We start from the raw sequence: 19,500 nt of genomic DNA, 5'->3' as shown, positions 1-19,500 counted from the left end.
TCTCGCGGTCGGGGGTGCTCACTGGCAGGCCTCGCAGGACTCGGGGTTCTCCAGGGAGCAGGCCAGCGCGGCCTCCTCCTCCGGGGTGAGGGTCGGGGTGTTCACGGGCACGGGCGCGGACGCGGACGCGGGCGTGGCGGCGCGGGCGGTACCGGACGCGGCCTGGGCGATCCGGGTCGCCGGGCGCGAGCGCAGGTAGTAGGTGGTCTTCAGACCGACCTTCCACGCGTACGCGTACATCGAGCTGAGCTTGCCGATGGTCGGCGCGGCCATGAACAGGTTCAGCGACTGGCTCTGGTCGAGGTACGGCATGCGGGCCGCGGCCAGGTCGATCAGCGCGCGCTGGGGCAGCTCCCAGGCGGTGCGGTAGAGCGAGCGGACCTCGGCGGGCAGCCAGCCCAGCTCCTGCACCGAGCCGTTGGCCTCGCGCAGGGCGTCGCGGGTCTGCTGGTCCCAGACGCCGAGCTCCTTGAGCTCGCGCACCAGGTACGGGTTGACCTGGAGGAACTCGCCGGACAGCGTCTCGCGCTTGAACAGGTTGGAGACCTGCGGCTCGATGCACTCGTAGACGCCGGCGATGGACGCGATGGTCGCGGTCGGCGCGATGGCCAGCAGCAGCGAGTTGCGCAGGCCGGTCTCGGCGATCCGGGCGCGCAGCGCGGTCCAGCGGTCGGCCCACTGCGGGGCGGCCGTCGGGAAGTGGTCGATGTGCAGCTCGCCGCGGGCGGCGCGGGTCTCGCCGTAGGCCTCGTGGCGGCCCAGCTGCTCGGCCAGGTCGGCGGAGCGCTCGTACGCGGTGAGCATGATGCGCTCGGCGATGAGGGTGGACAGCCGCGCGGCCTCGGCCGAGTCGAAGTCGATCCTCAGCTTGAAGAAGACGTCCTGGAGGCCCATCACGCCGAGGCCGACCGGGCGCCAGCGGGAGTTGGAGGTGCCGGCCTCGGTGGTCGGGTAGAAGTTGATGTCCACCACGCGGTCGAGGAACGTCACGGCGGTGCGGACGGTGGCGTCCAGGCGCTCCCAGTCCATCGCACCCAGCAGGTCGTCGACGGAAGCGCCGACCGCCACGTGGGCGCCGAGGTTGACCGAGCCGAGGTTGCAGACGGCGGTCTCGGAGTCGTCCGTGACCTCCAGGATCTCGGTGCACAGGTTGGAGGAGTGCACCGTGCGGCCGGGCAACGCGGTCTGGTTGGCGGCGCGGTTGGAGGCGTCCTTGAAGGTCATCCAGCCGTTGCCGGTCTGCGCCAGGGTGCGCATCATCCGGGCGTACAGGGTCTGTGCGGGGATGGTGCGCACGGCCTTGCCGGCCAGTTCGGCCTTGCGGTAGGCCTCGTCGAAGTCGGAGCCCCACAGGTCGACGAGCTCGGGCACGTCGGCGGGGGAGAACAGCGACCAGTCCTCGTTGGCGTTGACCCGGCGCATGAACTCGTCCGGGATCCAGTGCGCCAGGTTGAGGTTGTGGGTGCGCCGCGCCTCCTCGCCGGTGTTGTCGCGGAGCTCCAGGAACTCCTCGATGTCGGCGTGCCAGGTCTCCAGGTAGACGCAGGCCGCGCCCTTGCGGCGGCCGCCCTGGTTGACGGCGGCGACCGAGGAGTCGAGGGTGCGCAGGAACGGCACGATGCCGTTGGACTTGCCGTTGGTGCCGCGGATCAGGCTGCCGCGCGAGCGGATGCGCGAGTAGGACAGGCCGATGCCGCCGGCGTGCTTGGAGAGCCGGGCGATCTGCGCGTAGCGGTTGTAGATCGAGTCCAGGTTGTCCAGCGGGGAGTCGAGCAGGTAGCAGCTCGACATCTGCGGGTGCCGGGTGCCGGAGTTGAACAGGGTCGGCGAGGAGGTCAGGTACTCCAGCCGGCTCATCAGGCCGTACAGCTCGGCGACCTCGCGCACCGACTGCTCGCTGTCGCCGACCGCCAGGCCGCAGGCGACGCGGAGCAGGAAGTGCTGCGGGGTCTCGATGACCTTGCGGGTGATCGGGTGGCGCAGCAGGTAGCGGGACTGCACGGTGCGCAGGCCGAAGTACTCGAAGCGGTCGTCGCCCTCGGGGTCGATCAGCGCGTCCAGGGCGGCGGCGTGCTTGGCGACGAAGGCGGCGGTGGTGTCGCCGATCAGGCCCTCGGCGTGGCCGACGGCGATCGAGGCGGCGAAGGAGCGCGAACCCTGGCTGTTCGCCTCGTCGACGATCTCCAGAGCGAGCAGCCGGGCGGCCAGCTTCGAGTACTGGGGGTCCTCGGCGATCATCGACGCGGCGGCGTCCACGGCCAGCCCGCGCAGCTCGGCGAAGTCCGAGCCGGCGTGGCGGCCGCGCAGCGCGGCGGCGGCGACATGGCCGGGGTCCGCCTGGGGGAGATCGACGCTGCGGTCGGTGAGCAGCCGAAGGAGCGCGCCGCCGGGGTCGGAGACCGTCGGGTCGGTGGGGGCGGGGCCGGTGCCCTGGGCGGGCAGGGTGGCTGAGGCAGCGGTGGTCAAGGCGCTCTCTCCTGGCGGCGATCGGCGGCGGTGATCGGGGGGTACCGGGCCGTTCGGGGCAGGGGAGCACGGCACGTACGCGGGAAGCGTCGCGCGACAGTGGCGTCCCCGGCCCGCCCGCGAGGCCCGGAAGGTACTTCTCGTGCTGGTGCGGCCTCTGCGGGAGGGCCGGTGCGCACACTGTCGGCAGGTACTCGGACTCGCCGGGCGGCTACTGGAGCCGCCCGCTCACCGCTGCGGGGCAGTCCCGGATTCGCACCGGGTTCCCCTGCATCGACAGCAGGATTGAGCATACATCTAGTGGTGTCTCTCTGATGCGACCCCACATCTAGTGCGGCGCGGTGTGTCGGGGCGATAACCGGCGGTGCTGGAAGGGGGTGGGTCATGGCCTTGGGGCGCCTCGGTTCCGGGCTCCGGGCGTCCTGGTTTCGATACGGAACAGTCACCGGGCGGATCGGTCGCCGGGGGCATGCCCTACGATCTGGGCGCATGAGCGAGCGAAGCGCCGAGGGGCGCGTTTCGCGAAGCGATCATCGAGCGAAGCGAGGGGGCGCGTGAGCGACGGAACTGGCGCACCCGGGCAGGGTCCGCAGGGAATGCCCCCCGTCGGGCCGGGGGACGCACGGAATCAGCAGCCGCCGGTGGTGCCCGGTCCGGTGCTGCCGCCGAGTGGGGGCTTCGGGCCGCCGCCGGCCTCGTACGGGCCTCCGGTGCCGCCCGCGCAGCCGGTGGCGCAGCCCGTTCCGCCGGTGCCGCAGCCGGCCCGGCCGGTCGCGCAGCCCGGCCCGCCGGTGCCACCTCCGCAGCCGCAGCCGGTCCAGCCGGGGCAGCAGCAGGTGCCGCCGCAGTGGCAGGCGCAGCCGCAGCCGCGGGCGCCGCAGCGCTCCGAGCCGAACTGGGAGGCGCTGGCGGACCGCAACGAGGCGGACGGCAAGCGCCGCCGCCGGCTGCGGGTCCTCGGCGTGGCGGTCGCGGTCGTCGTGGTGGGCGGCCTGGTCGCGGGCGGGGCGATGCTGATGACGAAGAAGGACGGCGGCGGGAAGCCGGTCGCGGGGCAGACCGGCACGGCCTCCAGCCGGCCGTCCTCCGCCGCGCCGAGCGCCGCCGGGGCCCCGAGCGGCACCCTGAGCGGTGCCCCGTCCGGCACCCCGGGCGGCGCGCCGGACGACCCGTCGAAGCCGATCTGGGAGGCCGCCACCGACCCGGCGCCGCAGGACGCGGGGGCGCTGTTCTCCGCGCTCCAGGTGACGGTCAACGGCGCCACCTGGAACCGGACCTTCGTCTCGCTGGACTCGCCCTGCTGGGACGGGAACTCGACGACCGGCGGGCTCGGCAAGGTCCTCGGCGACCAGGGCTGCCAGAAGGTGCTCCGGGCGACCTACGTCTCCGGCGACAGCGCGGTGACCGTCGGCGTCGCGGTCTTCGACCACAAGATCCAGGCCGAGACCTCGATGAAGAGCTACACCGGCCACCTCAAGGGTGCCGTCGCGCCGGGCGCGCCGGCGTTCTGCGCCACTCCGGGCTGCACCAACACGCACAACACCCTGGGCCGGTACGCCTACTTCACGGTCGAGGGCTCGGCGAAGGGCGGCGACACCGCCGACGCCGCCGCCACCGCGGCGGCCGCCGGCTTCGGCGAGCACGTGAAGGGCCAGCTGCTCCAGCGCGCCAAGGCCGCGTCCGCGGCCGCGCCGGGTGCGCAGGGGGCCACTCCGGCCGGCTGATCCGCCGTGACACCCCTGCCCCGGCGGGTTCGTTCGCCGGGGCAGGGGGAGTGTGGCAGGCTCTCGGGGCAGTCATTCGTACGAGTGTTCCGGTTGCGTCCGTCTGGGCCGGTGCCGGCGAGCAACCGGAGGAGCGGTCCGTGGCCCTGCCCAGAGCCCTGCGCGGCAAGCCCGCCGTCCTGGCCGTGGCCGGGGTCGTGGTCGCCACGGGCGCCGTGGTGCTGCTGCAGCGCGACGGCCGGGCCGACGGCGGGGAGCTCGCGCGCGTCCCGGTGACGGTCGGCCTCCCCGGGCGCACCCTGCCGCCGGAGGTCGGCCGGGACCTGCTCGCCCGGGACCAGCAGGCCTCGCCGAACGCCCGGGCCGTCCAGCAACTGCTCGCCGACCTGGAGAACCAGGCCCGCACCGGGCAGAGCGGCGGGACGGTGATCGGCCAGCACGTCGAGGCGCACAACGAGCGCAACAACCCCGAGTACGGCGACTACCGCGGCACCAAGCAGGTCGGCTACTACTACAAGAAGGCCGCCGACATCACCGGCAAGCTGCCCGGCTTCGTCGAGACCGACCTCGGCCCCGGCTACGGCCAGACCGGCTGGGGCGTCGGCGACCCGCGCTCCTACTCGGCCGGCCGGTGGCCCACCTGCCGGGCCGGCTGGCAGTACACCGACGACGCCGTCGACCTGCTGGCCGCCGTCTGGTCCGGCCACCCGCGCGCCGACGACGGCAGCTACGGCACGGCCGGCGTCCAGCACAACTGCGACGGCACCACCACCGAACTGCCCGACAACGGCGGCGGGCCGGCCGGGATCGTCGGCATGTCCTTCCACCAGCCCTACCCCGGCTCGGACGTCAAGTCCTTCGAGCAGGTGCTCTGTTCGAACTCCCCGGCCGCCAAGGACAAGGGCTGGTTCGGCCGGGTCGTCGACAGCGCGCACGACACCCCCGAGTACCGCGCGCTGATGACCGACCTGTCCTACCTGGCCGACCACCTGGAGTACCTGGCCGCCCACGACGTGCCGGTGCTGCTGCGCCCGTACCACGAGATGAACGTGCAGGACTGCTCCCGCAGGTTCTGGTGGTCGGGCCAGAAGCCGGCCGACTACCAGGCGCTGTGGCGGATCACCTACCGCTACCTGGTGGAGACCAGGGGCCTGCACAACCTGCTGTTCGTCTGGACGCCGGTGTCCTGGGACGGAGCCCCCGGGGCGGACCCGTGGGACTACTACCCGGGCTCCCAGTACGTCGACGTGGTCGGGGTGGACGACTACAGCGGCAGCCCCGCGCACCCGATCGGCACCGGCGAGGTGTGGACCAAGCGGTACTACGACGGGCTCGCCGCCTACGGCAAGCCGCGGATCCTGGCCGAGTCCTTCGCCGTCCCGGTCAACTCCCGCCAGCCGGACACGCTGCGGCGCACGCCCTGGACGATCTGGACGGTCTGGGGGCAGTCGCTCACCTCGGACAACCTGGCGCCGGACCAGCCGCGCAACTCCAGCGCGGACGTCAACGCCACCTACCGCAGCCCGCTGGCGCTCACCGGCGGCGCCGGCCCGTTCGGCTCGAACGTCGACTGGGGCGGTCTGCACGTTCGCTGAGCCGGCCGGCACGTCTGCCGGGGTGGCCTGCACGTCCGCCGGGGCGGCCGCTGTGAGGTGTGCGACACCGTGAAGTGCCGTTGAACGGCCGGAGTTCCGTGTCCGTTGCGCCGTGTGGCATCCTGTGGCGGCGAAGCCGAGGGGTTGGCGCCGGGACGGTCCGGCGGGGCGGGGGTGCGGGATGGGACAGGCGCGTGCGATGCGCGCGGCCGGCGGCATCGCCGTCGGCTGGGGCGTGGTGCTGCTCGGCTGGGCGGCGTACAACTGCTTCGGCCAGGTCGGGTTCGCGACCTACGTCAAAGGCATCTTCTACTACGGCGGCACCGCGGTGGACGCCGAGACCGGCAGCCTCAACTACGGCCTGCTCTACCTGGTTTCGGGGATCCTGCTGCTGCGCGGGCGCACCTGGGCACTCGGGGTGGCGGCCGGTGTCGCACTGGTCGAGGGGTACAACCGGGTGCGCAGCCTGACCGGCGCGCTCCTGGACAAGCCGCAGCGGGAGTGGTTCACCGGCACCACCGAGGGCGGGCTCAAGCTCGCGACCTTCGCGCTCGGCGTGGTCGTCACCGCGGCGCTGATCGTGCTGCTGGCCCGGCTGAAGTGGCGGGAGCAGCGGGCGCCGGAAGCCGCCGCGGCGTCGGGCGGGCCGGTGCACTGGTCGCTCCTCCAGACGATCCCGGCCGAGCCGGCCCCGGGCCCGCAGCCGTTCCAGCAGCAGCCCGCCTGGCCGCCGCAGCAGCTCCAGTTCCAGCTCCAGCCCCAAGCGCAGCCCGCCTGGCCGCAGCAGCCGCCGGTACAGCCCCAGCCCGCTTGGCCGCAGCAGCCGCCGGCACCGCAACCGCAGCCCGCCGCCTGGCCGCAGCCGGCGCAGGCCCAGCCGTCGCAGCCGGTGCCGTACGCGCAGCAGCCCACCCAGCCGGCCCCGCACCCGTCGACGCTCGCCCAGCAGCCGTGGCCCGCCGCGCCGCCGGTGACGCCCGGCCCGGTCCTCCCGGGCCCGGTCGTGCCGCCGGCCGACCACCCTCTGACGGACCGCCCGCCGGTGGACCATCCACCGACGGACCGTCCGCCGCAGGCCTGAACCGCGCACGAACGACCCGGCTCCCGAAGCGGGCCGACCCGCCACCAGACGAGGGACGACTTTCGCCATGCCATCGACAGCCCCCGCCCGGACGGTGCTCACCACGTCCCGCGAGGCCGCCCGGCTCGCCGAGCGACAGATGTCGTGGAAGCCCCGGGTCCTCCCGTTCTACTTCTCCTTCACGGTCATCTTCGCCTTCTCGGTCTGGGCCTACGTGCCCAACCCCACCCCGCTCGGCTGGACGATCACCATCCTGTGGGGGATGCCGGTGTTCGGCGTCCTGATCGGCTTCCAGGGCGTGCTGATGGTCCGCCGCCGGCTGCGCCAGGTGAGCCGGATGACCCCGGCCGAGCCGGTCGAGGACGACTTCCTGATCGTGCTGGTGCCGACCATCGGCCGCCACGACACCTATCCGGCGCTGGAGCGCTCGGTGCTCTCGTACGTCGAGCACCTGCCGGCCTACTTCCCGTGGATGCGGGTGGACGTCCTCACCGAGGAGGGCTGCGCGGCCGCCGAGAAGATCGACGGGCTGGCCGCCCGCAGCCCGCTGATCCGGGTGGTGACCGTGCCGAAGGCCTACGAGACGCCCAACGGCACCAAGTTCAAGGCCCGCGCCAACCACTACTCGCACGAGCTGCGGATCGAGGAGGGCGAGGCCGAGGACGACGTCTGGGTGCTGCACATGGACGACGACACCGGTGTCGGTCCGGACACCGCCGCCGCCGTCGCGCAGTTCATCAACCGGCAGCGCCGGGCCGGGGACGACGCCAAGCACATGGCGCAGGGCATCCTGACGTACCCGCGGGAGAACGCCGTCTCCACCTTCACCTGGCTCGCCGACGCGATCCGCCCGGCCGACGACATCGCCCGCTTCCGCGCGATGACCGGCACCGGCACCCCGATCGCCGGCGTGCACGGCGAACTGCTGCTGGTGCGCTCCTCGGTGGAGGCCACCATCGGCTGGGACTTCGGCCCGAAGACCATCGTCGAGGACGCCCAGATGGCGCTGAACTTCTGCCAGCGCTACCCGGGCCGCAGCGACTGGTTCAACGGGCGCTGCTACGGCGCCTCGCCGGCCGGGGTCAAGGACTTCCTCAAGCAGCGCGAGCGCTGGGCCTGGGGCCTGGTCGCGCTCTGCTTCAACAGGACGATCCCGTTGCGGTACCGGCTGTTCATCGGGATGGGCATGGTCAGTTGGGTGCTGGGCCCGCTCCAGCACGTCGGCCTGGTGCTGCTGGTCGCCTGGTTCACCGGCACCTGGAACACCTCCCCGGTCACCCAGTCCGTGGTGCTGGTCTGGTCGATCAACTTCGCCTACGTCATCTGGACGTACTGGGAGGGCCTGCGCCTGAACGTGGTGGCCTCGGCGAACCACCGGCGCAAGTGGTGGGAGCCGATCGCCGTGGTGGCGGCCATCCCGCTGTTCTCCTTCCTGGAGGGCTGGGGAGGCCTGCGCGGGCTGATCAAGTTCCTCAAGCGCGAGGAGAACAAGTTCGTCGTCATCGCCAAGCCGGCCTGACCGGAGGTCACCGCTGTGAAGCGCCCCGTCATCTTCATCCTGCCGACCGTGGTGGTCGCCATCACCGTCGGCGTCCCGGTGGTCTGGGGGGACCACCCGCTCAAGTTCGTCCACCAGCGCCCGACCGCCGTGCACTGGGCCGGCTCCGCGACCGAGCAGGGCCGGGTCTGGGGCTTCGGCAAGGACGCGCCGCCGGTCGAGGACACCGGCCCCAAGGTGGCCCGCCCGTGGACCAGGGGCAGCCCCGAGTGGGGCGTGCAGGTGTACTGGCTGGACGACCCGGCGGACCCGGACAACTTCGTCCAGGGCAAGGTCGACCGCATCGTCAAGTACGTGGTCGGGCTGAACGCCAACTCCCTGTCGGTGACCTTCCCGTACTACACGACCGGTACCAAGTCGAACGCCGTCGCCGCCCGGCCGACCACCCCCACCCCGGAGCGGCTGGCCCTGCTGCTGGACGCCGCCCACCGGGCCGGCCTGCGCACCACCATCCGTCCGATCATGGACGAGGACGTCTTCGACTACCTCAACACCCTCAAGTGGCGCGGCAACATTGCGCCGACCGACCGGGACGCCTGGTTCGCCAGCTACGCCGCCTTCCTGGCGCCGTACCTGAAGACCGCCCAGGAACACTCCGCGGCCGAGTTCACCATCGGCACCGAGTTCAACTCGCTGGAGGGCGACCCGCGCTGGCCCGGTCTCATCGACCAGGCGCGGAAGAGCTTCCGCGGCGAGCTGGTGTACGACGCGAACTTCGACAACTGGTCCAAGGGTTCGATAGCGGTCCCGGCGGACGGCACCGGCGTGGACGCCTACCCGCCGGCCAAGTCGGCCGGCGACGACGCCCCGGTCGCCGACCTGAAGGCCAGTTGGAACGTCTGGCTCGACAAGCGCGGCAGCGGTCCGCAGCCGACCACCAAGCTCACCGAGGTGGGCATCCCGGCGCAGAAGGGCGCGTACAAGACGCCCGGTGAGTACTACAAGAAGACCGAGCTGAACGAGGCCGTCCAGGCCAACTGGTTCACCGCGGTCTGCCAGGTGGCGCAGGAACGCAAGCTGCGCGGGCTGTACTTCTGGTCGCTGTACTTCGGCATCGACCCGAACCTGCCGACCAACCAGGACACCCCGCGGATGGACTACGCCGGGCGCCCGGCCTCCGAGCAGGCGATCCGCGACTGCTTCGCGCAGACCTACGACCTGCCGCCCTCCTAGGCGTGTTCCATCATTCCCGCCGGTCGGGCTACGGCTGGCCGCCGGCCGGGGTCCGGCCGGGCTTGGCCGAACTCGGCCGGCCCGTGGGCTTGGTGGTGGCCGCCGAGGTCGTCGGGGTGGGCGTCGTCGGGGTGGGCGTCGTCGGGGTCGTCTGGGTCGGCGTGGGGGGCGGGGTCGCCGTGGGCGCCGGGGTGGCCGCGGGCGGCTCCGACGGCGGTCCGGTCAGTCCGTCCGCGATCTGCTGCTCCAGCCACGGCGTCACGAACCGCATGCCCGCCGGGGTGAGGTGCACCCCGTCGTTGGCGGGGGTGACCCAGTGGCCGTCGCGGTCCTTCCAGACGCAGGTCTCGTACGGGCAGTAGAAGGTGTTGAGGTCGACCAGCCGGACGGCGCCGGCGGCGGCCTTCACGTAGGCGGCGACCTGCTGGTTGTAGCAGGTGCCCCAGCCCTTGTTGACGGCGCCGTTCTCGACCCGTTCGTTCATCAGCAGCACCCGGGCGCCGGGCGCGCGCCGACGGACCTGGTCCACGGCCTGGGTGAGCTGGGCGGTGTAGCGGCTCTTGTAGTCCTCGTCGCAGGGGGTGAGCCAACTGCCGTCGAGGTACTGTTCGGCGGCGTCCCAGCCGAGGTGGATCACGACGGCCTGCGGTGCGGCGCCGGCGAGCTGCCGGTCCCACTCGGCGGCCCGGTCGCGGCACTCCCGGCTGGTGTCGAACTCCTCCCCGGAGGTGGTGCGCACCTTGTCCGGGTCGAACAGGCCGCAGCCGCTGATCCCGCCGTCGACCACCCGGTAGCGGTCGCCGTGCCGGTAGAGGCCGGTGGCGAGGTCCTGGGCGAAGGAGTCGCCGAGGACGAGGACCGCGGGCTTGCCGCTCGGCCCGGACCGCATGTCGTGCTGGATCCAGGCGGGCAGGTACCAGGCGCCGGTGGTGGCCACCGCTGTCGCGACGGCCAGCAGCGGGACGGCCGGGAAGGCCCGCCAGCGCAGCACCCGCAGCTTCTCGGTGCCGGTGTGCAGCAGCCAGGCCAGCACCCAGGAGACCGGTGCGCCGATGGCGAGCAGCAGCTGCGGCGAGATGTCGTCGACGTAGTGCTGGAGCAGCCAGTACACCGGCAGGTGGAGCAGGTAGAGGCTGTAGGAGATGGTGCCGGTGAGCCGCAGCGGGGGCAGCGACAGCAGCCGGACCAGCGGGCCCCGGTCGTGGCAGAGGGAGGCGGCCAGGACGGCGGCCAGCGCCGCGACCACGGCCAGCCCGCCCTGGTAGAGCAGCGGGTCGTGGTAGCCGCTGACGGACAGGCTGGCCCAGACCAGGCCGCCCAGGGCCGCGGTGCCGAGCAGGGTGGGCGCGAGGGCGCCCGGTCCGGAGCGGTCGAGCGGGCGCCGCCGGGAGCGGGTGCCGCCGTCGTCGTCGGGGGCCGCCGCGCGGACCTGGCGGCGCAGCCGCAGGTAGACCGCGAAGGCGGCGGTGGCGCCGGCCGCGAAGCCGACCGCGCGGGTCTCGGTGCCGAGGTAGAGGCGGTCGCTGTTGTCGCCGTTCCACATCAGCGGGGCGACGAGTGCGGCGGCGGCGAACAGCCCGGCGGTGACGGCGCCGGCCGCGCGCAGCGAGCGGCGGCAGAGGCCGAAGACCGCGAGCAGCAGCAGCGGCCAGAGCGCGTAGAACTGCTCGGTGATGCTGAGCGACCACATGGCCGCGAGCGGGTCGATCGAGGCGAAGTGCTGCCAGTAGGCGTCACCGCGGGCCAGCTGGGCCCAGTTGGCGACCTGGCCGAGCGCGGCGAGTGCCTGCGGGCGGAGGTCTCTGACGTCCCGCAGTGGGCTGACCAGCGCGGACAGCGCGACGACGAGGAGGACGGTGGCGAGCAGCCCGGGCAGCAGCCGCTTGGCCCGGCGGCGGTAGAAGACGCCGAGCCGGATGCCGTCGGTGCGGTCCAGCTCGCGGATCAGCACCAGGGTCACCAGGAAGCCGGAGAGGACGAAGAAGACGTCCACGCCGAACAGGCCGTTCTGGAACCAGTTGGTGTGGTAGAGCAGGACGGAGGCGATGGCGAGGCCGCGCAGCCCGTCGACCGCCGGGAAGCGGACGGAGGGCGGCAGCGGCCCGCGCGGCCGGGGCGTCGGGGCGGGGATCGCGTAGCGGCTGGTGGCCGGGGGCTCGATGCCCCGGGACGTGCGCATGTCCTGGAGCGTGGGGCCGCTCGCGGGCGTGCCGAGGCCGGGCCCGTCGTCCATGTTGGTGCGTCCCCCCGGGATCGGTCGGCTGCCGCGACGTGGCATCAGACGTGTCTTGATCAGTGGTTTATATCAAAAGACGTCCGTTGATCGTCTGTTCGTCACCGGGGAGGGGTGGGGCCGGCGATGCCCGGCCGGGCTCAGAACGCCAGGCTGTAGACCATCAGGTCCATGCCCGGGTACGGGGACCAGTCGCGTTCGGGGGTGCGGCGGAAGCCGGTCCGCTCGTAGACGCGGTGGGCGGCGGTCATCTGCGGGCGGGTGGAGAACGCCATGCCGTCCAGGCCGAGTTCGCGGCTGCGGGCGATGGTGGCGCGGACCAGGGCCTCGCCGACGCCCCGGCCGCGGGCGGCCGCGGCGGTGGCGAGCATCCGGATCTCGCCCTCGCGCGGGGTGGCGATGTCGGCCCACTCGGTGCCGCCGACGGCGTAGGTCACGCAGCCGAGGACCCGTCCTTCGGCCGCGTCGACCGCGACCAGGAGCTCGGCCTCCCGGGCCCGGCGGGCGGCGTCGCGCAGCTGCTCGACGTAGCTGCTCTCCGGCGAGGTGTGGCCGTCGCCGACGAAGGCTTCGACGGTGATGCGGCCGGCGTCGTCGAGGTCCTCCGGAAGGGCCTGGCGGATGAGGATGTCCATCCCGTCAGTGTGCCGGAGCCGTCCGGGGTGGTGATCTCCGGGGTGGTCAGGACCGGGAGGGTGGCCGGGTCGGCGGAGGGGCGCAGCGAGGCGGCGGGCATGGTGCCGTACAGCCGGTCCAGGCGTTCCGGCCCGGCCGGGTAGCCGCCCGCGCGGTGCCAGTTGTCGCGGCCGGTGGCGGCGCTGCGGGAGAACTCCCGGCCGATCAGGGTGCCGAGCAGGCCGAAACCGCCGACGGCCCCGGCCAGGGCGAGTGCGCTTGCGAGAGTGTCGGTGTCCATGGCTCCACTCTGGCCGGGCGGGGCGGTGGCCACGAGTGGCAGGAATGACCAATGTCATCGAAAAACTGCCACTCCGGCCCTTCCGTCGCCGGTGCCGCCCGGGGCATCCTGGGCGGCATGCTGAAGAACGTGGTCGCGGTGGTGCTGGAGGAGATTCACCCCTTCGAGCTCGGTGTCGCCTGCGAGGTCTTCGGCCTCGACCGCACGGCCGACGGCCTGCCCGGGTACGACTTCGCGATCGCCGGGGCCCGCCCCGGGCCGCACGCGACGCACGCCGGGTTCGCGGTGGACGTCCCGCACGGCCCCGAGCGGCTGGCCGGGGCCGACCTGGTGGTGGTCACCGCGACGGCGATCCGCCCGGACTACCCGGAGCCGCTGCTGGCGGCGCTGCGCTCGGTGGTGGCGGACGGCGGCAGGGTGCTGTCCATCTGCAGCGGCGCCTTCGTGCTCGGCGCCGCCGGGCTGCTGGACGACCGCCGCTCCACCACCCACTGGCGGCACAGCGAGGAACTGGCCCGGCGCTTCCCGCGGACCGCGGTCGAGCCGGACGTGCTGTACGTGGACGACGACCCGGTGATCACCTCGGCCGGGACGGCCGCCGGCATCGACGCCTGCCTGCACCTGGTGCGCAAGGCGCAGGGCGCCGAGGTGGCCCGGGGGATCGCCCGCCGGATGGTGGTGGCGCCGCACCGGGAGGGCGGGCAGGCCCAGTTCGTGAGCCGCCCGCTGCCCGGCGGCGACGGCGACTCGCTGGCGCCGCTGCTCGACTGGATGCGCCACCACCTGGACCGGGACTGCACCGTCGAACAGTTGGCCGCCAAGGTCCACATGTCCCCGCGCACCTTCGCCCGCCGCTTCCAGCAGGAGACCGGCACCACGCCGCACCGCTGGCTGACCGGGCAGCGGGTGCTGCTCGCCCAGCGGCTGCTGGAGTCCACCGCGGAGCCGGTGGATGCGATCGCCGCCCGCTGCGGCTTCGGCAACGCGGCCGCGCTGCGGCACCACTTCGGGCGCCGGCTGGGGACCACGCCGCTGGCCTACCGACGCTGCTTCGCCTGCCCGGACGAGGAGTCCTGACGGGTCGGTCAGTTCTCCAGGGCGAGGTGGTCGACGGTGTTCCAGCGGTCCGGGTGCAGCCGCCCGTCCTGGGCGCGCCACAGGCTGGTGGAACAGTTGTGCACCGGCGCGAGCGCGGTGAGCCGCTCCTCGGTGAGCCGGTCCAGCACGTAGCGCAGCATCAGCACCGTGCAGTCGTGCGCGACCAGCAGGACGGGCCGCCCGGCCTCCTCCTCGCAGACGTCCCGCAGCAGGCTGCGCACCCGCAGCGCGACATCGGCCCAGGACTCGCCGCCGGGCGGGCGGTAGTACAGCTCGCCCATCTTGCGCCGCCGGGCGGCCTCCTCCGGGTGCTTGGCCTCGATCGCGGCCCGCGTCAGCATCTCCAGGACGCCCAGCTCGCGGTCGCGCAGCCGCTCGTCGTAACGCACGGCGAGGGTGACCGGGACGGCGCCGAGCCCGGCGGCCTGGGCGAGCGCGATCCGGGCGGTCTCGGTGGTGCGCACGTACGGCGAGCACCAGACGCTGCGCGGGCGGTCGGCGCTGGGCAGGGCGGCCCACCAGCGGCCGAGCGCCTGGGCCTGCTGCTGGCCGTGCAGCGACAGCGGGATGTCGGCGTCCCGGCAGCTGATCGGGACGCCGAGCGCGCCGGCGGCCTCGGCCAGCTGGAACTCGACGTTGGCGGTGGACTCGCCGTGCCGGGTGGCGATCAGCACGGACGGCAGCCGGGTGGCCGACGCCGGGCGGTGGGTGGTGAGGTGGTGCGGGCTCTGGGTGGACTGGTGCTGGCCGTTGAGGGTGGTGCCGAGTTCTGCCATGGCCGCGTGCTCCCCGTGGGTCGATCAGTTGCCGGCCGGTCGCCGGTCCGGTCTGGTGGTGCCCTGCGAAGGCGGCTGTTCATACATATGATCGCGCCGCCTTCTCCAGTGTTCACGGAGAGGGCGGCGCGATCACAGGGCGCGTGCGGCGGGAAATCAGTGCGCCGCTACGGGCTCCGGCGCGTTCTTGGGCTCCTCGTCGCCGGCCTCGGCGCTGTAGTCGGCGGGCCTGGTCTCGTCCGGGCCCTCGGGTGCCTTGACCGCGCGCAGCACCAGGGTGAGCGCCACCGCGACGAGCAGGTTGAGCGCGAAGGCGGTCACGCCGATGTAGCCGATCTCGCCGATGCCGGGGATCGCGGCCGCGTTGCCGCCGAAGTGCTTGGTGGCGGGGCTGGCGATGCCGTAGGCCTTCCAGGTGCCGTAGGCCATGCCGGCCGCCCAGCCGGCGAACAGCGCCCAGTGGTGGAACCAGCGGGTGAACAGGCCGCCGACGATCGCCACGAAGGTCTGCAGGATCCACAGGCCGCCGAGCAGCTGGAGGTTGATCGCGGCCTGTTTGTCCATGCCGAGCACGAAGACCAGCGCGCCGACCTTCACCAGCAGCGAGACCAGCTTGGCGATCCGGGTCTCGTCCGCCGGGGTGGCGGCGGGCTTCAGCCACTCCTTGTACACGTTGCGGGTGAACAGGTTGGCCGCCGCGATCGACATGATGGCGGCCGGCACCAGCGCGCCGATCCCGATCGCCGCGAAGGCCACGCCGGTGAACCAGTCCGGGAACACGTCGGCGAACAGCTGCGGCACGGACAGCTGGGCGTTGAACTTCTTGTCGCCCTTGCCGACGCCCGCCGCGATGGCCATGAAGCCGAGCAGCGCCAGCAGACCCAGCATCAGCGAGTACGCGGGCATGATCGCCATGTTGCGCCGCACCGTGCCCCGGGACTTGGAGGCCAGCACGCCGGTCACCGAGTGCGGGTACATGAACAGCGCCATCGCCGAGCCCAGCGCCAGCGTCGCGTACGTCCACTGCTTGTCGCCCGGGAGGGTCAGCGAGCCGCCGGACTTGGGGGCGCTGAACTTGTGCGCGGCCGCGTCGAAGACGTGCCCGTAGCCGCCGAGCCGGATCGGGATGTAGATCACCGCGACGATGATCACGATGTAGATCAGGGCGTCCTTGACGAAGGCGATCAGCGCCGGGGCGCGCAGCCCGGAGGAGTAGGTGTACGCGGCCAGCACGCCGAAGGCGATGAACAGCGGCAGGTCCTTGACGAACCAGTTGGCGTTCTCGCCGCCGCCGACGCCCAGCACGTCCAGCACCGCCTGGATGCCGACGAGTTGGAGCGCGATGTACGGCATGGTGGCCAGGATCCCGGTCAGCGCGATGACCAGGGAGAGCGGCCGCGAGCCGTACCGGCCGCGGACGAAGTCGGCCGGGGTGACGTACCCGTGCACCCGGGAGACCGACCAGAGCCGGGGCAGGAAGAGGAAGACCAGCGGGTAGGCGACGATCGTGTACGGCACCGCGAAGAAGCCCGCCGCGCCGGTCGCGTAGACCGCCGCAGGGACGGCGACGAAGGTGTACGCGGTGTAGAGGTCGCCGCCGAGCAGGAACCAGGTGACCCAGGTACCGAAGCTGCGGCCGCCCAGGCCCCACTCGTCCAGGTGCGCGGCGTCGTCCGCGCGGCGCCAGCGGGAGGCGAGGAAGCCCATCACGGTGACCAGGGCGAAGAACAGCACGAAGACCACGAGGGCCGGCACGTTGACGTGGCTCATCGCGCGTCGCCCGCCTTCCGCGCCGCCTTGCGGGCCTTCTCGTCCCGGTTGATCAGCAGGTACGCGGCCACGGTGAACACCGCCGACACCGGCACCCAGAGCAGCTGGTACCAGTAGAAGAACGGCACCCCGCCGACGTCCGGGTCGGTCTTGTCGTACGAGGACACCCACAGCGTCGCGACGATCGGCACGAGCAGGGCGAGCCCGGCCAGCACCCGTTCGGGGGTCACCGCGGGCACCCGGCCCCCGGGTGGCTCGGGCATGACAGGTTCGACGGTATCGGGGTCAGACGGCATCTTCGGCTCCGCTCCGGAGGGTTCTCCCCGTCGGCGCCGCAGCCCGTGGGGGCGCCGCACGCCCCCGCGAACCCGCCGAGCAGCACCATCGGTGATCGACAGTCAGTACGGCTGCGCAATCTAGGGCATGGAGTGATCCATGTCACCGGGGTCGGTGCAACTTCCCGCCATCCGGACGGCACCCGGTCGTATTCGACCGGTACGGGTCGTTCCCGTGACGCGAAAGGGCACCGGCGCGCGGGTCGTGCGCGCCGGTGCCCTTGGTGCGTCGGGGGAGCGCTTCGCTCGGACTGCCCCGCTTCGAACCGCCCTGCTCTGAACTGCTCCGCCGGACTGCTCCGCCCGGCTACTCCGGGCGCTTGAGCCGGGTGATGAACTTGTAGCGGTCGCCCCGGTAGATCGAGCGGACCCACTCCACCGGGTCGCCGTCGGCGTCGAAGGAGTGCCGGGAGAGCTGGAGCATCGGCAGTCCGAGGTCGGAGCCGAGCAGACCGGCCTCGCGCGGGTTGGCGAGGGTGGTCTCGATGGTCTCCTCGGCCTCGGCCACGGTGACCCCGTACACCTCGCGCAGCGCCGCGTACAGCGAGTTGTGCTTGGCGAGGTTGCGCCGCAGCGCGGGGAAGCGCTTGGCGGACAGGTGCGCGACCTCGATGGCCATCGGGTCGCCGTTGGCCAGTCGCAGGCGCTCGATCCGCAGCACCCGGCCGCCGGGCTTGATGTCGAGCAGCGGGGCGAGCCGGTCGTCAGCGGTGATGTAGCCGATCTCGATCAGCCGCGAGGCGGGCTCCAGGCCCTGGGCCCGCATGTCCTCGGTGTAGGAGGTGAGCTGGAGGGCCTGGGCGACCTTGGGCTTGGCGACGAAGGTGCCCTTGCCCTGGATGCGCTCCAGCCGGCCCTCGACGACCAGTTCCTGCAGCGCCTGGCGGACGGTGGTGCGGGAGGTGTCGAACTGGGCGGCCAGCGCGCGCTCGGGCGGGACCGGGGTGCCGGCGGGCTGGGTCTCGGTGAGCTGGAGTAGGTGGCGCTTGAGGCCGTAGTACTTGGGGACGCGCGCGGTCGGGTCGGTGCCGGCCTGCGCCGGGAGGTTTTTCACCTCGGGGTCGTTGACCTGGGCGGTGGTTCCCCCGTCGCTGCTCATCGGACCTGTTCTCCCGCTTCTCGCGCGGCCTTCACGGGCCCCGCCACATCGTTAACGGGTGACATCGTTGCATGTATGGCTACGGAACGAATACCTCATCACGCGATGAACGATGTGCGGTGTCGGCTTGATAACGGGTGGTCCGGATCGGTCGAACAGCCGTTGACAGGCCCATTGGTCTAGGCCAAGCTCCAGGCATCTGGTCTACACCACTAGGCCGGACACTATGAATCCCCCCACCCGTTCGAAGGGGTCCGCGGCACCTTTCCCCCCGCTTTACGTGGGTCTGCCGCTGCCGCCCGACGGGGGTAACCCAGGCATCCCTCAGGAGGATGGCGTGAAGCGTCAGCTCATCGCGGCGGTCGGCGTCGCAGCAATGGTCGTCGGCCTGGCGGCCTGTGGCTCGGACGGCAAGGGCAAGGACAACGCCGGTTCGAACTCGTCGTCCTCGACGGGCGCCAAGAACTACAGCGGCAAGACGCTGAAGGTGTGGCTGATGAGCGGCTCCGCCCCGAAGGGCTGGACCGACGCGGTCAAGGGCGAGTTCGAGACCACCTACCCGGGCTCCAAGATCGACTTCCAGATCCAGGAGTGGGACGGCATCGGCCAGAAGGTGACCGCCGCGCTGTCCGAGGGCTCGCTCGACGTCGTCGAGCTCGGCAACACCCAGACCTCCGGCTACGCGGCCTCGGGCGGCCTGCTCGACATCACCAAGGACAAGTCCGCCCTGGGCGGCGACGGCTGGAACGCCAACCAGAACGAGGCCGCCCAGCTGGACGGCAAGCAGTTCGCCGCCCCGTGGTGGGTCTCCAACCGCGTCGTCGCCTACAACAAGGACCTCTGGGCCAAGGCCGGCCTGACCGCCGCGCCGACCACCCTGGACGAGTTCTACGCCGACCTGGACAAGCTGAAGACCACCGACGGGGTCGCCGACCCGCTCTACCTGCCGGGTCAGGAGTGGTACACCTACTTCGGTCTGCTCGCCGGTGAGGGCGGCAAGATCGCCAAGAAGGACGGCGACAAGTGGGTCGGCGGCCTGTCCTCGCCCGAGGCGCAGAAGGCCTTCGAGACCTACAAGAAGCTGCAGGGCTACTCGGTCACCGGCCCGAAGGACAAGGACGAGGCCACCCCGCAGCAGAAGGACGTCTTCGGCAAGGGCAACGTCGGCACCATGATCGCCCTCGGCTGGGAGCTCCCGGCCGAGAAGGACATGGCGAAGGACAAGATCGGCTTCTTCCCGATCCCGGGCAAGACCGCTGACAAGCCCTCCGGCGTCTTCCTCGGCGGCTCGAACCTGGCGATCGGCGCGCTGAGCAAGAACACCGACATGGCCAAGGACTTCCTGAAGATCGCCCTCAACGACAAGAACGAGGGCGCGGTCGCCGCCGCCGGCAACATCCCGAACAAGGCCGCGCTGAACAGCCAGATCACCGGCGACTTCGCGAAGGCCGCCCAGTCCGCCTCGGCGGTCGGTGCGGTCACCCCGATCACCCCGAACTGGGCGAGCGTCGAGGACAAGCCGAACCCGATCAAGGAGTTCCTGACCGCCGCCCTCCAGGGCGGCGACTACGCCACCACCGCCAAGAAGTACGACGACGAGATCGCGAAGCGGCTCAACCAGAAGCAGTAAGCACCGAGCGGCGTCGCTCACCGACCCCCGGCGGGGGGTCGGTGAG

14 protein-coding genes and 1 riboswitch are annotated in these 19,500 nt (G+C 72.3%); of the genes, 7 read left to right on the top strand and 7 right to left on the bottom strand.

Annotated elements, in window-relative coordinates; translation table 11 throughout:
* Positions 1 to 18: 18 nt before the first annotated feature.
* Positions 19 to 2,442 carry a ribonucleoside-diphosphate reductase subunit alpha gene (locus ACIPLC_RS06700; protein WP_400471800.1) on the bottom strand — a complete coding sequence of 808 codons (2,424 nt, stop codon included), beginning with the start codon at positions 2,440 to 2,442 and terminating at the stop codon, positions 19 to 21.
* A gap of 191 nt (positions 2,443 to 2,633) precedes the next feature.
* Positions 2,634 to 2,776, bottom strand: a riboswitch (cobalamin riboswitch).
* Positions 2,777 to 3,176: 400 nt separating this feature from the next.
* On the opposite strand from ACIPLC_RS06700, the gene ACIPLC_RS06695 reads away from it, so the two are divergent.
* The 5 genes from ACIPLC_RS06695 (at position 3,177) to ACIPLC_RS06675 (ending at position 9,597) form a co-directional block, all read left to right on the top strand.
* Positions 3,177 to 4,190 carry a hypothetical protein gene (locus ACIPLC_RS06695; protein WP_400471710.1) on the top strand — a complete coding sequence of 338 codons (1,014 nt, stop codon included), beginning with the start codon at positions 3,177 to 3,179 and terminating at the stop codon, positions 4,188 to 4,190.
* Between the two features lie 140 nt (positions 4,191 to 4,330).
* Complete coding sequence (locus tag ACIPLC_RS06690; RefSeq protein ID WP_400471708.1) at positions 4,331 to 5,785, top strand: glycoside hydrolase family 26 protein; 1,455 nt, start codon at positions 4,331 to 4,333, stop codon at positions 5,783 to 5,785.
* Between the two features lie 181 nt (positions 5,786 to 5,966).
* Positions 5,967 to 6,866, top strand: a complete 900-nt coding sequence (locus tag ACIPLC_RS06685; protein WP_400471706.1) for a hypothetical protein — start codon at positions 5,967 to 5,969, stop codon at positions 6,864 to 6,866.
* A 67-nt stretch (positions 6,867 to 6,933) separates the two neighbouring features.
* A complete protein-coding gene (locus ACIPLC_RS06680) occupies positions 6,934 to 8,385 on the top strand; it encodes a glycosyltransferase family 2 protein (protein WP_400471704.1) in 1,452 nt (483 codons plus the stop codon).
* 15 nt (positions 8,386 to 8,400) lie between these two features.
* Positions 8,401 to 9,597 (top strand): glycoside hydrolase family 113, encoded by a 1,197-nt coding sequence (locus tag ACIPLC_RS06675; protein ID WP_400471702.1) that lies wholly within the window; start codon positions 8,401 to 8,403, stop codon positions 9,595 to 9,597.
* A gap of 28 nt (positions 9,598 to 9,625) precedes the next feature.
* Here the strand turns inward: ACIPLC_RS06675 and ACIPLC_RS06670 are convergent, their stop codons facing one another.
* Positions 9,626 to 11,830: an acyltransferase family protein gene (locus ACIPLC_RS06670; RefSeq protein ID WP_400471700.1), complete on the bottom strand. Its 2,205-nt coding sequence runs from the start codon at positions 11,828 to 11,830 to the stop codon at positions 9,626 to 9,628.
* Between the two features lie 140 nt (positions 11,831 to 11,970).
* The gene (locus ACIPLC_RS06665) at positions 11,971 to 12,465 is read right to left on the bottom strand and encodes a GNAT family N-acetyltransferase (RefSeq protein ID WP_400471698.1); all 495 of its coding nucleotides are present in this window, start codon (positions 12,463 to 12,465) and stop codon (positions 11,971 to 11,973) included.
* 398 nt (positions 12,466 to 12,863) lie between these two features.
* Here ACIPLC_RS06665 and ACIPLC_RS06660 point away from each other — a divergent pair, with 398 nt between their 5' ends.
* Positions 12,864 to 13,823, top strand: coding sequence for a helix-turn-helix domain-containing protein (locus ACIPLC_RS06660; RefSeq protein ID WP_400471798.1), 960 nt, complete (start codon positions 12,864 to 12,866; stop codon positions 13,821 to 13,823).
* An 8-nt stretch (positions 13,824 to 13,831) separates the two neighbouring features.
* Here ACIPLC_RS06660 and ACIPLC_RS06655 read toward each other — a convergent pair whose 3' ends face one another.
* From ACIPLC_RS06655 to ACIPLC_RS06640, 4 genes are all read right to left on the bottom strand, one after another.
* Positions 13,832 to 14,620: a histidine phosphatase family protein gene (locus ACIPLC_RS06655; protein WP_400471696.1), complete on the bottom strand. Its 789-nt coding sequence runs from the start codon at positions 14,618 to 14,620 to the stop codon at positions 13,832 to 13,834.
* A gap of 156 nt (positions 14,621 to 14,776) precedes the next feature.
* A complete protein-coding gene (gene mctP / locus ACIPLC_RS06650) occupies positions 14,777 to 16,390 on the bottom strand; it encodes a monocarboxylate uptake permease MctP (protein ID WP_400471694.1) in 1,614 nt (537 codons plus the stop codon).
* Entirely contained in the window at positions 16,387 to 16,653 is a 267-nt protein-coding gene (locus ACIPLC_RS06645; protein ID WP_400471692.1) for a DUF3311 domain-containing protein, read from the bottom strand. The genes mctP and ACIPLC_RS06645 overlap by 4 nt, the downstream gene beginning before the upstream one ends.
* 379 nt (positions 16,654 to 17,032) lie before the next feature.
* Complete coding sequence (locus ACIPLC_RS06640; RefSeq protein WP_400471691.1) at positions 17,033 to 17,824, bottom strand: GntR family transcriptional regulator; 792 nt, start codon at positions 17,822 to 17,824, stop codon at positions 17,033 to 17,035.
* 337 nt (positions 17,825 to 18,161) lie between these two features.
* Between ACIPLC_RS06640 and ACIPLC_RS06635 the strand changes: the two genes are divergently transcribed.
* On the top strand, positions 18,162 to 19,454 hold the full coding sequence (locus ACIPLC_RS06635) for an extracellular solute-binding protein (protein WP_400471689.1): 1,293 nt from the start codon (positions 18,162 to 18,164) through the stop codon (positions 19,452 to 19,454).
* Positions 19,455 to 19,500 lie beyond the last annotated feature (46 nt).

It is taken from the genome of Kitasatospora sp. NPDC086801 (assembly GCF_044745805.1).
In the GTDB taxonomy this organism is placed as follows: Bacteria; Actinomycetota; Actinomycetes; order Streptomycetales; family Streptomycetaceae; genus Kitasatospora.
Note: the sequence above shows the minus strand (reverse complement) of the source record. Positions and strands in the feature narration are given on the sequence as shown.